This window comes from Variovorax sp. NFACC27, assembly GCF_048301545.1.
GTDB lineage: Bacteria > Pseudomonadota > Gammaproteobacteria > Burkholderiales > Burkholderiaceae_C > Variovorax > Variovorax gossypii.
The window spans coordinates 5,797,939-5,811,924 of the sequence record NZ_CP157613.1; the positions used below are offsets into that span (position 1 = coordinate 5,797,939).

Below are 13,986 nucleotides of genomic sequence, written 5' to 3' on the forward strand. Positions count from 1 at the left end.
CGCAAGGGCGCTTTCTTTTTTGGTACTCGCAAGACTCGCATAAGAAGAATGGAGCAAACCTCACCATGAATCCCGATGCAGACAAACTCTGGCAGGCCCCGCGCTGGGCGCTTGCCGTGCTGCTCGCGGTGCTCGGCATGCTCGGGCCCTTCTCCATCGACACCTACATCCCGGCCTTCTCGGGCATCGCGCAATCCATCGGCGCAACGCCGGCCGAGATGCAGCAGACGCTCTCGGCCTACCTCTTCGGCTTCGCGTTCATGAACCTGTTCCACGGTGCGCTGTCCGACAGCTTCGGTCGCCGCCCCGTGGTGCTGTGGGGCCTGGCGGTATTCACGCTGGCATCGCTGGGCTGCGCGCTCTCGCAGAACATCACGCAACTGGTGCTGTTCCGCGGCCTGCAGGGGCTGTCGACCGGCGCCGGCATCGTGGTCTCGCGCGCGGTGATCCGCGACATGTTCCCGCCCGCCGAGGCGCAGCGGGTGATGAGCCAAGTCACGATCTACTTCGGCGTGGCTCCGGCCATCGCGCCCATCGTGGGTGGCTTTCTCTTCGTGCACGCGGGCTGGCACGCGGTGTTCTGGTTCCTTGTGGCAGTGGGCGTGGTGCTGTTCGCGGCCAACTACAAGCTGCTGCCCGAGACGCTGCACAAGGACCATCGCCAGCCTTTCCAGGTGCGGCACCTGATGCGCGGCTACTGGGACCTGTGCTCCGACCCGCGCTTCCTGCTGCTGGCCTTCGCCAGCGGCGTGCCCTTCAACGGCATGTTCCTCTACGTGCTGGCCGCGCCCGCCTTCCTCGGCGACCACCTCGCGCTGCAGCCGCAGCAGTTCTTCTGGTTCTTCCTGCTGACCATCGGCGGCATCATGCTCGGCGCGCGCGCCAGCGGCCGCATGGCCGGCAAGGTGGCGCCCAAGCGGCAGATCCGCGACGGCTTCGTCATCATGCTGGTCACCTCGGTGGTCAACGTGGTGGCCAACACCTTCTTCCAGGCGCACGTGGCATGGGCGCTGTGGCCGCTGGCGGTGTTCGCCTTCGGCTGGGCGCTGATGGTGCCGGTGGTCACGCTGCTGGTGCTCGACCTGCACCCCGAGCGCCGCGGCATGGCCTCGTCGCTGCAGGCCGTGATCGGCTCCACCGCCAACGGCATCGTGGCCGGCGCGGTGGCGCCGCTGGTGATGCACTCCACGCTCGCGCTGGCGCTCACCTCCATGGGCATGCTCGGCATCGGGCTGGTCGCCTGGGTGTGGCTGCACGACCGCTGGCCCGACATCGGGCGCAAGGTGGCGCACGAAGGCTGAGGCAGGCATGGCGATGCGCTTCCCGGCAATCCTGACCCATGCGCGCGCCTGGCTGCCGGCGCGCACCACCGTCGATGCCCGTGAGCGGCTGCGCGCCGTCATGGGTGCGGGCATCGGCCTGCTGTTCACCGCGCTGCTGTGCCGGTGGCTGGCCGGTCCGCTGGCCGCCTCGGTCTGGCTGATCGCGCCGCTGGGGGCCAGCGCGGTGCTGGTGTTCGCGGTGCCGGCCAGTCCGCTGGCGCAGCCGTGGTCGGTCATCGGCGGCAACACGCTGTCGGCGGTGGTCGGCATCGCGGCCGCCAACTGGATTCCCGATCCGGCGCTGGCCGCCGCCGTCGCGGTGGCTGGCGCAATCGGCCTGATGTTCAGCGCGCGCTGCCTGCATCCGCCCGGCGGCGCCGCGGCACTGCTCGCGGTGCTGACGCACACCACGCATTTCTCGTCGGCCCTCTTCCCCTTCTTCACCAATTCGCTGCTGCTGGTGCTGGCGGGCGTGGCCTACAACACGCTCACGGGTCGCCGCTATCCGCACGTGCAGGTGGCGCAGCGACCGCCCGGCTCGGACGCACGCTTCAGCCAGGCCGACATCGACGCGGTGCTGGCCCGCTACAACCAGGTGCTCGACATCAGCCGCGACGACCTCGAGTCGCTGATCCGCGAGACCGAGCTCGAGTCGTACAAGCGCCGCCTCGGCACGCTGAGCTGCGCGGACATCATGTCCAGGGTGCCGATCTCGGTGGAGTTCGGCACGCCGCTGCAGGAAGCCTGGGCGCTGATGCACGAGCGCCGCATCAAGGCCCTGCCCATTACCGACCGCACGCGCCGCGTGGTGGGCATCGTCACGCAGGCCGACTTCTTCCGCCAGCTCGACCTGCAGCACCACGAGGGCATCGCGGCCAAGCTGCGCGACCTGATCCGCGCGACCCGCACGGTGATGTCGAACAAGCCCGAGGTGGTGGGCCAGATCATGACGCGCCAGGTGCGCGTGGCCAGCGCCGACCGGCCCGTGGTCGACCTGGTGCCGCTGTTCTCCGAGGGCGGCCACCACCATATCCCCATCATCGACGCTGAAAAGCGGCTGGCCGGCATGATCACCCAGTCGGATTTCGTGCGCGCCCTCTACCGTGCCGTGCGGCCGGAAAGCTAGAGAGTCCCTTTCATCCAAGGAGAAGGAGCGCACATGGCGTGGATCGTGTTGTTCATCGCAGGCCTGCTCGAGATGGGCTGGGCCATCGGCCTCAAGTACACCGAAGGCTTCACCAGGCTCTGGCCGTCGGTCGGCACCGCGATCTCGATGGTGCTCAGCGTGGTGCTGCTGGGCTGGGCGATGCGCACGCTGCCGGTGGGCACGGCCTACGCGGTGTGGACCGGCATCGGCGCGGTCGGCACCGTGGCGCTGGGCATCGTGCTGTTCAACGAGCCTGCGAACGCCGCGCGGCTGGTGTGCGTGGGGCTGATCATCGCGGGCATCCTGGGGCTCAAGTTCACGAGCGCGGCCTGAGCCTGCGCTATTCCAGCGTCACGTTCGCCTTCTTCACCAGCGCGGCATAGCGCGCTGCCTCGCTGCGGAAGAAGCTCGCGGCCTGCTCCGGCGTCGTGGGCCTGATGACATTGCCCTGCCTGTCCATCGCCTCGCGCACCTCCGCGCTGCCGAACGCAGCAACCACGGCGCCGTGCACGCGCTGGACATCGGTCGGCTGCATCTTCGCCGGCCCGATCACCGCGAACCAGCCCTCGACCGCGTAGTTGGGCAGCCCCTGCTCGGCGATGGTCGGGATGTCGGGCGCGGCCGGCGAGCGTTGCGCGCCGCACAGGCCGATGGCGCGCAGCGCGCCGCTCTTGATGTGCTGCTGCACGGCCGGCAGCGCGATCACGCCCATCTCGACCTGCCCGCCGATCATGTCGGTCATCATCGGCCCGGTGCCCTTGTAGGGAATGTGCCGCGCCTTCACGCCCGCCTCGTCCAGGAACATCTCGTCGGCCAGGTGCAGGATGGTGCCGTTGCCCGACGAGGCGTAGTTGTAGCCGCCCGGCTTCGCGCGCAGCAGAGCGATCAGTTCCTGGACGTTCTTCGCGGGCAGCTTCGGGTTGGCCACCAGCACCAGCGGCGTGGCGCCGATCACGCTGATCGGCGTGACGTCGTTGATCGCATCGAAGGGCATCTTCCTGAACACCGCCGGATTGATGACGTGGTTGTTCGACACCATGCCCAGCGTGAGGCCGTCCGGCGCGGCCTTGACGATGGCCGCCGCACCGGTGATGCCGCCTGCGCCCGGCAGGTTCTCGATCACCACCGGCTGGCCGAAGGCCTTGCCGAGCGCCGGCGCGGCCGCGCGCACGATGGCGTCGACGCCCGAGCCCGCGCTGATCGGCAGGATGAAGCGGATGGGCTTGTCCGAGCCCTGCGCGAGCGCGGGGCATGCGGCCACCGCGGCGGCGCATGCGCCGAGGCCGAGCAGTGCGCGGCGGTTCATCTTCAGGGGAAGTGCGTTCGTCATGGTCTTGTCTCTCTTCTTTATGGTTCTGGGAAATAAGTGCGTCGCTCAGGCCACGGCCGATCCGGCGTGCAGCGCATCGATCTCCTCGTGCGCATAGCCCAGCCCGGCCAGCAGCTCGCGGGTGTGCTCGCCCAGCATCGGCGGATGCAGCCTCACGCCGAGGCGCTCGCCGTCGAGCGTGATCGGGAACAGCGTCGTCTGCGCCATCTCGCCGGCACGCTCGCCGTCGGGCAGGCGAATGTCGGCGAGCCCGCCCGTGGCCTTCAGGTGCGGATCGGCATACAGGTCCTCGGGCCGCGTGATGGGCGCGAACGGCAGTCCGCTGGCCTCGAAGATCGCCGACAGCTCCGCCGCCGAGCGCTGCGCGAGGCGCTCGCGCAAATCGGCCAGCAGCGTGGGCCGCAGGCGCACCCTGTCGTTGTTGGTGCGCAGGGCCGGGTCGGCCTTCAGGTCATCGAAGCCCAGCGCCTCGCAGAAGGTCTTCCACTGCGCATCGCTCACGGCAGCGAGGAAGATCTGCTCGCCGTCCTTCACGGTGAACACGTCGTACAGCGCCCAGGCCGAGATGCGCTCGGGCATCGGCGCCGCCGCCTCTCCGGTGATCGCGTACTGCAGCATGTGCTGGCCGACCAGGAACACGTTGTTCTCGAACAGCGCCGACTTCACCTCCTGGCCCTTGCCGGTCTCGGTGCGCTGCATGAGCGCGGCGATCGCGCCGATGGCGCCGAACATGCCGCCCATGATGTCGTTCACGCTGGTGCCCGCGCGCAGCGGATCGCCCGGGCGGCCCGTCATGTAGGCCAGCCCGCCCATCATCTGCACCACCTCGTCGAGCGCGGTGCGGTGCTCGTAGGGGCCGGGCAGGAAGCCCGTGTGGTTCACGTACACGAGCCGTGGGTTGAGCTTGCCCAGCGCGGCGTAGCCCAGGCCGTACTTGTCCATGGTGCCGGGCTTGAAGTTCTGCGCCACCACGTCGGCGGTGACGCACAGCCGCAGCGCGGCCTCCACGCCTTGCGGATGCCGCAGGTCGAGCGCGATGCTCTTCTTGTTGCGGTTGAACATCGGGAAGAAGCCCGCGCCCGCGCCCAGCAGGTGCCGCGTGCGGTCACCCTCGATGGGCTCGACCTTGATGACTTCCGCACCCAGGTCCGCCAGAACCATGCCGCAGGTCGGCCCCATCACCATGTGCGTGAACTCGACCACGCGGATGCCGGCGAGCGGCAGGCGCTTTTCTTCGGTGCCTGCCGTGCTCATGCCGCGACGCCTTCCATGGCCGTAAAGGTCTTCGGAAAGCCCGCGCGCCACACCGTGCCCTGCAGGGTCTCGCCCTCGAGCCAGCCCGCCACGCGGCGGCGCAGGTCGAGCAGCTTCGGCAGGTCGACGCCGGTGGCGACACCCATGCTCTCCAGCATGAAGACCAGATCTTCGGTGTCGACATTGCCGCTGGCGCCCGGCGCATGCGGACAGCCGCCGATGCCGGCCAGGCATGCGTCGAAGCGCGTGATGCCGACTTCGAGCGCCGCATACGCATTCGCGAGCCCCATGCCGCGCGTGTCGTGGAAATGGCCGCACCACAGCCGGTCGCCCGCGATGCGCAGCGCGCGCTCGAACAGGCTGCGCACCATCGCCGGATCGGCGTAGCCGACAGTGTCGGCAAGGCTCACCCGGTCGGCGCCTGCGTCGAGCAGCGCCTGCATCAGCCGCAGCACCTCTTCGGCCTCGACGTGACCCTGCAGCGTGCAGCCGAAGGCGGTGCCCACGCCGCCGTCGATCAGCGTCTTCGAGCCCGCGGCGTCGCGCGCGGCGCGGATACGCCCGACCTCGGCCACCACCTCATCGGGCGTCTTGCGCAGGTTGGCGAGGCTGTGCGCGTGACTCGCCGAGAGCGGCACGATCATCAGGTCGGCCCCGCCGGCGATGGCCCGCTCGGCCCCCTTGAGGTTGGGCACCAGCACCGAGGCGAAAAGCCCCGGCAGCGTCTTCGCATAGGCCAGCAGCTCGGCCGTGTCGGCCAACTGCGGCAGCAGGTGCGCGGGCACGAAGGAGCCGACCTCGATCTCGCGCTGCCCGGCGGCGTGCGCGTCGCGGATCCATTCGAGCTTGCGTTCGGTGGGCAGCACGCGCGCGATGCTCTGGAGGCCGTCGCGCAGGCCCACTTCGCGGACGACCGCGCGCGGCGGCAGGAAAGCGTGAATCAAGTCTTGTCTCCATCGTGAGTGAAAGTACCCGACGGATGGTAGAAGTTCCGAATCGATCCAGAAGCTATATTTTGGAAGTCATCTGATTCCAGAACGGAACACCATGAGAGACCTCGACCTGACCACCCTGCGCCTCTTCGTCGCCGTCTGCGAAACGCGCAGCATCGCGCGCGCCGGCGAGCAGGCCAGCATCGTCGGCTCGGCCATCAGCAAGCGGCTGGCCCAGCTGGAAGAAACCGTCGGCACGCCGCTGCTGCTGCGCAAGCGCCGGGGCGTGGTGCCCACGCCCGCCGGCGAAACCCTGCTGGAGCACGCCCGCGCGATGCTCGGCAGCGTGAACCGCATCGAGCGCGACATGGCGGCCTACGCCGGCGGCGTGCGCGGGCACGTGCGCATCCTGGCCTCGGCTTCGGTCATGGCCGAGTCGCTGGCCGAGGACGTGGCCGACTTCCTGCAGGACCCGGCGCACCGCAACATCCGCGTCGACATGGAGGAGCGCGTGAGCCCGGAGATCGTGCGCGGTATCCGCGAGGGCACCGCCTCCATCGGCCTGTGCTGGGACGCGGCCGACCTCGAAGGCCTGGAGCGGCGCGACTACCGCAGCGACCATCTCGCCATCGTGGCGCATCCGTCCCACCCGGTGGCGCAGTGCGAGAGCGTGCGCTTCGAGCAGGTGCTCGACCACGAATTCGTCGGCATGCCTGCGCTGAGCGCGGTGCAGCTCATGCTCGCGCGCGAGGCGGCCGTGGCGGGCAAGCCGCTGGTGTACCGGGTGCTGGTGTCCAACTTCGACGCGGCGCTGCGCGTGGTGCGCGCCGGGCTGGCGATCAGCGTGGTGCCTGCCGAGGTGGCCCGGCCCTTCGCCGAGGCCTTCGGGCTGCGGCTGATGCCGCTGACCGACCCGTGGGCGCGGCGGCGGTTCGCGATCTGCTTTCGGGGCGACACGGAGCTGTCGCCCTCGGCGCAGCTGCTGGTGGCGCATCTGGAGCGGCGTGCCAGCGACTGATTCGTCCAGATTCGTCCGGATTTGGAAACTATCCGTTGTGGATCGTCGGGTTTTTGTTTCGATTCGCGCAACCTAATATTCGAGGCATTCAGCGCTGTCACCCATCCACCCCGAATCGAATCACGCACAGAAAGATCGCCGCCATGTTCCGCAGAGCCCTCCTCTCCTCCGCCCTCGTTGTCAGCTTCGGCCTCGTCGCACCGCTCGCTGCCCAGGCCGCGCAGCCGCTCAAGCTCGACGTGTACAACCCCGGCGCGAAGTCGATGTTCCCGGTCTCCTCGGAGATCGTCACCGGCCAGACCGATGCCGTGCTGATCGACGCCCAGTTCCAGCGCAACGACGCCGAGGCGCTGGTGCAGAAGATCAAGGCCACGGGCAAGAAGCTCACCACGGTCTACATCAGCCACAGCGACCCCGACTACTACTTCGGCCTCGACGTGATCCAGGCCGCATTCCCCGACGCGAAGATCGTCGCCACGCCGCAGACCGTGGCCGCCATCCAGGCCTCGAAGGACGGCAAGCTCGCGCACTGGGGTCCGATCCTGAAGGACAACGCGCCCAAGGCGCTGGTGGTGCCGCAGCCGCTGGCCGGCGACAGCATCGAGCTCGAGGGCCGCAAGATCCAGGTCGTCGGCCTCGACGGCCCCACGCCCGAGCGCAGCTTCGCGTGGATTCCCTCGCTGAAGGCGGTGGTCGGCGGCATCCCGGTGTCGGCCAACATCCACGTGTGGGTGGCCGACACGCAGACGCCCGAATCGCGCCTCGACTGGATCAGGACATTGGGCCGCATCGAAGCACTGCATCCCAAGACCGTGGTGCCCGGCCACTACCTGCCGAACGCGAACGGCAGCGCGCCCTACTCGCTCGCGTCGGTGAAGTTCACGCGCGACTACCTCAAGGCCTTCGAGGTGGAAGCCGCCAGGGCCAAGGACTCCACTGCGCTCATCGCCGCGATGAAGAAGCGCTACCCGAAGCTGGAAGACGCCTCGTCGCTGGAACTCGGCGCCAAGGTCATCAAGGGAGAGATGAAATGGCCGCAATGAACGACGCCGTGAGCAACGGCGCCACGCTGCACTACATCTTCGATCCGCTGTGCGGCTGGTGCTACGCGGCCGCGCCGCTGGTCGACGCGGCGCGCGAAGTGCCGGGCCTGAAGGTCGAGTTCCACGGCGGCGGCATGATGACCGGCGCCAACCGCCGCTCGATCACGCCGCAATGGCGCGACTACGTGATGCCGCACGACCACCGCATCGCCGAGATGACGGGCCAGCCCTTCGGCGAGCGCTACTTCGAGGGATTGCTGCGCGACACCGGCGCGGTGATGGATTCCGAACCGCCGACCACCGCCATCCTCGCGGCCGACTCGCTGCGCACCGGCGGCGGGCTGGACATGATTCATCGCCTGCAGCAGGCGCACTACGTCGAGGGCCGCCGCATCGCCGACGTGGAAGTGCTGAAGGCGATCGCCGCCGAACTCGGCTTCGATGCCACGGCCTTCGCATCGGCCTTCGATAGCCAGTCGGGGGAAGCGACCGCGCGGCACATCGCGCAGAGCCGCCGTCTGCTGCAGCAGGCGGGCGGCCAGGGCTTTCCGACCTTCGTGCTCGCGCAACCCGACGGCAGCGCGAGCCGCGTCGACATCGGCCCATGGCTCGGCCGCGCGAACGAGTGGAAGGCGCAACTCGGCGCGTTCGTCGCGCCGCCGCAGTCGCCCTCCGCGGAGCCGAACGCGTGCGGGCCGGACGGCTGCGCGATCTGACCAGTCAGAAGCTTCGCGCTACCTGCTGCACTGGAAGCTCGCCGCCTGCGAAGCGTCGCCGCTCACGTAGCGCGGCCACATCGGCCACTCGCACAGCGGACGCGCACGCGTGACCTTGAACGGCGGCTGCACTTCCTGCTCCACCAACTGCAGGCCGCCAGGCGCCTTTCCGCGCTCGACCCAGTCGGCCAGCGCGCCGAGCATGTCGACATTGGCCGGAGCGCCGCTTCCCACGTGGTCGACGCCGGGCGCGGTGTACAGGCGCATGAAGCGGTCCACGTTGTCGCGGCCCAGGCGCGCGACCACCGACTCGTAGTAGCGGATGCCGGCGAACGGGCTCTGCGCGTAGTCGGCCATGTGCTCCAGCATCAGCAGCTTACCGCCGCGGGCGTTGAATGCGCTCAGGTCGGGGTTGGTCGAGTCCATGAGCTGCGACACCGTGGCGATGCGCGCGGCATAGTCTTCAGCGCGGTAGTTGCGCACGTCGAGCGAAGGATTGCGTGCATAGAAATACTGCAGCGCGCCGCTGCCGTAGAACCATGCGATGCCGTTGCTGGGCTGCGGCGGCACGGTCGGCGCGGCGGTGCCGGTCCACCATGCGTTCCAGCCCCCCATGGAGGCGAAGGCCGGCGTCGCCTCGCCGCCGATGCCCCAGCCGGGGTACTCGTTGATGCCGTTGGCCAGCGGCACCGGCGCGCGCCACGGCGTACGCAGCGTGCGCACCGCCTGCACCTGCGCATCGTTGAGGCAGTTGTCGCCGCTCGTGCCCGCCGCGCAGCGCAGCGCGGCCGGATCGAAGCGCTGCAGGCAGGCCACCGGGTTCGACACGATGCGGTCGGCTACGCCGTCCGCCGCGTCGCACGACGCGAGCACCGCGTCGTGCACCAGCTGCACCTGCGCCGGCCGCAGCCAGCCCTCGCCGAAGGTGGCGATGCCGTTGCGCGTGCCGGCGTGCTGCAGTCCCGTCCAGTTGATCACCGGCACGCGGCTGAAGATGCCGTCGAAGTCCTGCGGATAGCGCTGCGCCATCGTGAGCGCCTCGCGTCCGCCTTCGGAGCTGCCCATGAAGTACAGCTTCTGCGGCGCCTGCCCGTAGGCGCGCTGCATCAGAGCCACGGCCACGTCGCGCACCTTCTTGTACGAGGCGTGCGCGAAGTTGGCCAGTGCCTCGTCGTTGAGCGCGAAGGCCTGCGGCGGCTGGCCGGCCACGGTCTGGTGACCTGAGTCGGTGCCGTAGGTCACGTAGCCCTGCGCCAGCGGCGTGGGCAGGTCGAAGCGCGCGGCCGGCACCAGCGAGAGGCCGGTGATCAGCACGCCGTTGAAGCCGCCCCCGCCGTACTGCACGCTGCGCCCGTTCCACGCGAGCGGCAGGTTGACCTGGAACAGGATGGGCGGGGCGCTGGCATCGACAGGCGCGATGCGGCCCAGCACCTTGCAGTACGAGGGCATCGCCGGCGTGATGCGTGCCGCGGGGCTGGGCCCGCGCTCGGCCACCGCGAGCGCGGAGGCCGGCACCAGCGTCGCGGAATCGATGGTCGCCGCGCCGCTCGGCAGGCCTATCGCCGACGCAGCGACCGGCGCGACCAGCGCCGCGCAGGCCGTCGCCGGATTGCCGCCGAGCGAGAGGCTCTTCGGGCCGGTGGTGGTGCCGCACGCGGCGAGCAACAACGCGGCGGTCGCCAGCATGGCGCCCCCGCTGAACACTGTCTTCGGGGTCGCCATCTGTCTGTCTCCTTTTTTGGTTTGTCGTGTCTGCCTGCTACCGCGCCACGCCCAGCAGCCGGTCGAGCACCTGCGGCTGGCTGCGCAGCGCCGCGGCGCTGTCGGTGTGGACGATGGTGCCGTGATCGAGCACCACCGCCTCGTCGGAGATCGCGAGGATCGCCTGCGGGTGCTGCTCCACGATGATCGCGGCCAGCCCTTCGTCCTGCGTGATGCGGCGAATGGCGCGCAGCAGTTCTTCCACGATGATGGGCGCGAGGCCCTCGAGCGGCTCGTCGAGCAGCAGCAGCTTCGGGTTGAGCACCAGCGCGCGGCCCACGGCCAGCATCTGCTGTTCGCCGCCCGAGAGCTGCGTGCCGAGGTTGGTCTTGCGCTCGGCAAGGCGCGGGAACATCTCGTACACGCGCTGCGGATTCCACTTGCCGGGCCGCTCCACCGCGGTGAGGTTCTCATGCACCGTGAGCGACTTGAAGATGTTGCGCTCCTGCGGCACCCAGCCGATGCCGGCCGCCGCGCGCAGGTGCGGCGCAAGCTTGTGCAGGGCCTGGCCGCCCAGCGCGATGCTGCCGCCGTGCTGGCGCGTCGCGCCCGCGAGCGTGTTGATCAACGTGGTCTTGCCCGTGCCGTTGCGCCCCAGCAGCGCGAGCGTCTGTCCCTCTCCGAGCGAGAAGGCCACGTCGTGCAGCACCACGGCCTCGCCGTAGCCGGCACTCAGGTTCTCGATGCGCAGGAGTTCAGACATGCGCGCTCTCCCCGTGGCCCAGATAGACCTCCTTCACCTTCGGATCGTTGGCGATGGCCTCAGGGTCGCCTTCGGTCAGCAAGGTGCCGTTGACCAGCACCGTCATGCGGTCGGCGAAGCTGAACACCAGGTCCATGTCGTGCTCGATCAGCAGCACCGACACGTCGGCCGGCAGCGCGGCCACGGTCTGCAGCAGTTCCTCGCGCTCGCCGGCGGGCACGCCCGCCACCGGTTCGTCGAGCAGCAGCACGCGCGGCTCGCAGGCCAGCGCGATGGCGATTTCAAGCAGGCGGCGCTTGCCGTAGGCCAGGTGCTTCACCTGCTGTTGCGCCACGTCACTGAGGTGGAACTGCTCCAGCAACTGCGCCGCACGCTCGGCAATGGCCTTGCTCGAACCCAGCGGCTTCCACCACTGCGCGCCGATGCCCTGGTGCTGCGACACCACGAGCGCCAGCGTTTCGAGCGGCGTCATCGAGTCGAACAGCTGGTTGATCTGGAAGGTGCGCACCAGCCCGCGCGCCACGCGCTTGTGCGGTGCGAGCGAGGTGATGTCCTCGCCCATCAGCGTGATGCGACCCTCGGTGGGCGTGAGCACGCCGGTGAGCTGGTTGATCAGCGTGGTCTTGCCGGCGCCGTTCGGGCCGATGAGCGCATGGCGTGCGCCACGCCTGAGCTCCATCGTCACGTTGTTGGTGGCCGTGATGCCGCCGAAGCGCATCACGAGGCCGTGGGTGGAAAGCACGGTGTCGGTCATGCCGCACCGCCCTTCTTGCCCTTGCTTGCGCCGAACCACGCCCACGGCTTGAGCAGGCGGTCGCGCCCGACGAGCACCAGCAGCACGAGGATCAGGCCGATCCAGAACATCCAGTACTGCGGCGTCACGACCGACAGCCAGGTCTGCAGCAGCTTGAAGACGATGGCGCCCGCCACACCGCCGTAGAGCCAGCCCACGCCGCCGATGACCAGCATCAGCAGCACGTCGGCCGAGCGATCGAAGGCCAGCACGTCGAGCGAGGCGAAGCCGGTGGTCTGCGCCAGCAGCGCACCGGCAGCGCCGGCGATGCCCGCCGCCACCGTGTAGATCACCACCAGACGCGACACCACCGGGATGCCGATGGCCATGGCGCGCAGCCGGTTGTCGCGAATGGCCTTGAGCGTGGCTCCGAAGGGCGAATGCACGAGGCGGCGCATCACGAGGAACAGCACCAGCATCACCGCCAGCGAATACCAGGCTGCCGTGCGGCCGTACAGGTCGAACTCGAACATGCCGAGCACCGGCCCCATCACCACGCCCTGCAGGCCGTCGGCGCCGCCGGTGAGCCAGTCGAGCTTGTTGGCGAGTTCGAGCAGCAACAGCGCCGTGCCCAGCGTGACCATCAGCCGCGTGAGGTCGCTGCCGCGCAGGATCGTCACGCTGGCCACCAGGCCCAGCAGCGCGGCCAGCACGGTCGCGAACAGCAGGCCCACGGTCGGGTCGGGCATCACGAGCTTGGCGAAGAGTGCCGCCGCATAAGCACCGAAGCCGAAGAAGGCCGCATGGCCCAGCGACACGATGCCGGTGTAGCCCAGGATCAGGTCCAGCGACATCGCGAACAGCGCGACGATGGCGATCTCGTTGACCAGCAGCGAGTGCGACGGCATCACCAGCGGCAGCGCGAAGGCCGCGGCCCAGACGACGAACTCGAGCGGACGCCAGCGCGCCTTGCGCAGCAGGGCCGACTGGAAATCGGCAACGACGGGAGGCGTGCTCATTCAGCGGCCCCCTTTGCGCGTGAACAGGCCCTGCGGGCGCCACATCAGGATCAGGATCATCAGCAGGTAGACGGTGAACGCGCCCATCTTCGGAATGAAGTACTTGCCCGCCACGTCGGCGATGCCCAGCAGCAGCGCCGCCGCAAGCGGCCCGGTGATCGACGAGGTGCCGCCGACCGAGACCACGATCAGGAAATAGATCATGTACTTGAGCGGGAAGGTCGGATCGAGCCCGAGAATCTCCGCGCCCAGCGCACCGCCCAGCCCCGCGAGCCCCGAGCCCACGGCGAAGGTCAGCAGGAACACGACGTTCACGTTGATGCCCAGCCCCGCCGCCACGCGCGGGTCGTCGACCGCGGCGCGCAGCCGGCTGCCGAAGCGCGTCTTCGAGAGGATGAGTTGCAGCACCACCGTGAGCACCGCGCACACGCCGATGATGAAGAGCCGGTAGTGCCCCATGCCCAGCAGCAGCGCGCCGTCACCGATCTCGGTGCGACCGCGCAGCCATTCGGGCAGCTGCACGTTCTGCTGCGACGAGCCCACGAAGTAGTCGACGGCAGCCACGGCCATGAAGGCCAGGCCGATGGAAAAGAGCACCTGGTCGAGGTGCGGCTTGCCGTACATCGGTCGGTAGAGCGTTCGCTCCAGCAGCGCGCCGGCCAGCGCGACGACGATGAACGCGAGCGGCAGGCAAGCCAGGAACGGCACGCCCAGCTTCTGCATCGCGAACACCGTGAGATAGCCGCCCGCCATGGCGAAGGCGCCGTGCGCGAGGTTGATGAAGTTCATCAGCCCCAGCGTCACGGCCAGCCCGACGGCGAGCACGAAGAGCAGCATGCCGTAGGCGATGCCGTCGAAAAGGATGGTCAACATATGAGCGACTCAGCAGCTTGCCGCACGGCGCGACTCCTTCGGGAACACCCAGGAACCGGCTTTGCCGGGCCTGCGGTGTTGCCCCCGGTAGGGGGTTGGCGAAGCGACACGAAGTGCGCGCAGCCTGGGGGCGAG

At 69.1% G+C, this 13,986-nt stretch carries 14 protein-coding genes; 6 read left to right on the forward strand and 8 right to left on the reverse strand.

Annotated features, from left to right (window positions below; translation table 11 throughout):
• The first annotated feature begins 65 nt into the window (after positions 1-65).
• From ABL840_RS27265 to sugE, 3 genes are read left to right on the forward strand one after another with little or no spacing between them, the layout of a single operon-like run.
• Positions 66-1,301: a multidrug effflux MFS transporter gene (locus tag ABL840_RS27265; RefSeq protein WP_093203447.1), complete on the forward strand. Its 1,236-nt coding sequence runs from the start codon at positions 66-68 to the stop codon at positions 1,299-1,301.
• Positions 1,302-1,314: 13 nt separating this feature from the next.
• Positions 1,315-2,448, forward strand: coding sequence for an HPP family protein (locus tag ABL840_RS27270; protein WP_093203606.1), 1,134 nt, complete (start codon positions 1,315-1,317; stop codon positions 2,446-2,448).
• A 33-nt stretch (positions 2,449-2,481) separates the two neighbouring features.
• Complete coding sequence (gene sugE, locus ABL840_RS27275; protein WP_093303611.1) at positions 2,482-2,802, forward strand: quaternary ammonium compound efflux SMR transporter SugE; 321 nt, start codon at positions 2,482-2,484, stop codon at positions 2,800-2,802.
• Between the two features lie 7 nt (positions 2,803-2,809).
• Here the strand turns inward: sugE and ABL840_RS27280 are convergent, their stop codons facing one another.
• Genes ABL840_RS27280 through ABL840_RS27290 form a run of 3 tightly spaced genes read right to left on the reverse strand, consistent with a single transcriptional unit; the run spans position 2,810 to position 5,997 of the window.
• On the reverse strand, positions 2,810-3,799 hold the full coding sequence (locus tag ABL840_RS27280) for a tripartite tricarboxylate transporter substrate binding protein (RefSeq protein WP_418116023.1): 990 nt from the start codon (positions 3,797-3,799) through the stop codon (positions 2,810-2,812).
• 45 nt (positions 3,800-3,844) lie between these two features.
• The gene (locus ABL840_RS27285; protein WP_093303608.1) at positions 3,845-5,053 is read right to left on the reverse strand and encodes a CaiB/BaiF CoA transferase family protein; all 1,209 of its coding nucleotides are present in this window, start codon (positions 5,051-5,053) and stop codon (positions 3,845-3,847) included.
• Positions 5,050-5,997: a hydroxymethylglutaryl-CoA lyase gene (locus ABL840_RS27290; RefSeq protein WP_093303605.1), complete on the reverse strand. Its 948-nt coding sequence runs from the start codon at positions 5,995-5,997 to the stop codon at positions 5,050-5,052. Before ABL840_RS27290 ends, ABL840_RS27285 begins: the two co-directional genes overlap by 4 nt.
• 103 nt (positions 5,998-6,100) lie before the next feature.
• Here ABL840_RS27290 and ABL840_RS27295 point away from each other — a divergent pair, with 103 nt between their 5' ends.
• From ABL840_RS27295 to ABL840_RS27305, 3 genes are all read left to right on the forward strand, one after another.
• On the forward strand, positions 6,101-7,003 hold the full coding sequence (locus ABL840_RS27295) for a LysR family transcriptional regulator (protein WP_093203453.1): 903 nt from the start codon (positions 6,101-6,103) through the stop codon (positions 7,001-7,003).
• A gap of 143 nt (positions 7,004-7,146) precedes the next feature.
• Positions 7,147-8,046 (forward strand): MBL fold metallo-hydrolase, encoded by a 900-nt coding sequence (locus tag ABL840_RS27300; RefSeq protein WP_093303603.1) that lies wholly within the window; start codon positions 7,147-7,149, stop codon positions 8,044-8,046.
• A complete protein-coding gene (locus tag ABL840_RS27305; protein WP_093303601.1) occupies positions 8,034-8,762 on the forward strand; it encodes a DsbA family protein in 729 nt (242 codons plus the stop codon). The genes ABL840_RS27300 and ABL840_RS27305 overlap by 13 nt, the downstream gene beginning before the upstream one ends.
• Before the next feature lie 18 nt (positions 8,763-8,780).
• Here ABL840_RS27305 and ABL840_RS27310 read toward each other — a convergent pair whose 3' ends face one another.
• Genes ABL840_RS27310 through ABL840_RS27330 form a run of 5 tightly spaced genes read right to left on the reverse strand, consistent with a single transcriptional unit; the run spans position 8,781 to position 13,851 of the window.
• A complete protein-coding gene (locus ABL840_RS27310) occupies positions 8,781-10,484 on the reverse strand; it encodes a tannase/feruloyl esterase family alpha/beta hydrolase (RefSeq protein ID WP_093303598.1) in 1,704 nt (567 codons plus the stop codon).
• Between the two features lie 37 nt (positions 10,485-10,521).
• A complete protein-coding gene (locus ABL840_RS27315) occupies positions 10,522-11,226 on the reverse strand; it encodes an ABC transporter ATP-binding protein (protein ID WP_093303596.1) in 705 nt (234 codons plus the stop codon).
• Positions 11,219-11,980, reverse strand: a complete 762-nt coding sequence (locus ABL840_RS27320) for an ABC transporter ATP-binding protein (RefSeq protein WP_093303593.1) — start codon at positions 11,978-11,980, stop codon at positions 11,219-11,221. The genes ABL840_RS27315 and ABL840_RS27320 overlap by 8 nt, the downstream gene beginning before the upstream one ends.
• Positions 11,977-12,978, reverse strand: coding sequence for a branched-chain amino acid ABC transporter permease (locus tag ABL840_RS27325; protein ID WP_093303590.1), 1,002 nt, complete (start codon positions 12,976-12,978; stop codon positions 11,977-11,979). The genes ABL840_RS27320 and ABL840_RS27325 overlap by 4 nt, the downstream gene beginning before the upstream one ends.
• Complete coding sequence (locus tag ABL840_RS27330; RefSeq protein ID WP_019655845.1) at positions 12,979-13,851, reverse strand: branched-chain amino acid ABC transporter permease; 873 nt, start codon at positions 13,849-13,851, stop codon at positions 12,979-12,981.
• Positions 13,852-13,986: the final 135 nt, after the last annotated feature.

What these genes read in the sequence shown, in the direction of transcription:
- ABL840_RS27310 (WP_093303598.1), bottom strand. Translation starts at nt 10,484, where the DNA reads ATGGCGACCCCGAAGACAGTGTTCAGCGGGGGCGCCATGCTGGCGACC.
- ABL840_RS27300 (WP_093303603.1), top strand. Translation starts at nt 7,147, where the DNA reads ATGTTCCGCAGAGCCCTCCTCTCCTCCGCCCTCGTTGTCAGCTTCGGC.
- ABL840_RS27305 (WP_093303601.1), top strand. Translation starts at nt 8,034, where the DNA reads ATGGCCGCAATGAACGACGCCGTGAGCAACGGCGCCACGCTGCACTAC.
- sugE (WP_093303611.1), top strand. Translation starts at nt 2,482, where the DNA reads ATGGCGTGGATCGTGTTGTTCATCGCAGGCCTGCTCGAGATGGGCTGG.
- ABL840_RS27280 (WP_418116023.1), bottom strand. Translation starts at nt 3,799, where the DNA reads ATGACGAACGCACTTCCCCTGAAGATGAACCGCCGCGCACTGCTCGGC.
- ABL840_RS27285 (WP_093303608.1), bottom strand. Translation starts at nt 5,053, where the DNA reads ATGAGCACGGCAGGCACCGAAGAAAAGCGCCTGCCGCTCGCCGGCATC.
- ABL840_RS27320 (WP_093303593.1), bottom strand. Translation starts at nt 11,980, where the DNA reads ATGACCGACACCGTGCTTTCCACCCACGGCCTCGTGATGCGCTTCGGC.
- ABL840_RS27325 (WP_093303590.1), bottom strand. Translation starts at nt 12,978, where the DNA reads ATGAGCACGCCTCCCGTCGTTGCCGATTTCCAGTCGGCCCTGCTGCGC.
- ABL840_RS27270 (WP_093203606.1), top strand. Translation starts at nt 1,315, where the DNA reads ATGCGCTTCCCGGCAATCCTGACCCATGCGCGCGCCTGGCTGCCGGCG.
- ABL840_RS27315 (WP_093303596.1), bottom strand. Translation starts at nt 11,226, where the DNA reads ATGTCTGAACTCCTGCGCATCGAGAACCTGAGTGCCGGCTACGGCGAG.
- ABL840_RS27295 (WP_093203453.1), top strand. Translation starts at nt 6,101, where the DNA reads ATGAGAGACCTCGACCTGACCACCCTGCGCCTCTTCGTCGCCGTCTGC.
- ABL840_RS27265 (WP_093203447.1), top strand. Translation starts at nt 66, where the DNA reads ATGAATCCCGATGCAGACAAACTCTGGCAGGCCCCGCGCTGGGCGCTT.
- ABL840_RS27330 (WP_019655845.1), bottom strand. Translation starts at nt 13,851, where the DNA reads ATGTTGACCATCCTTTTCGACGGCATCGCCTACGGCATGCTGCTCTTC.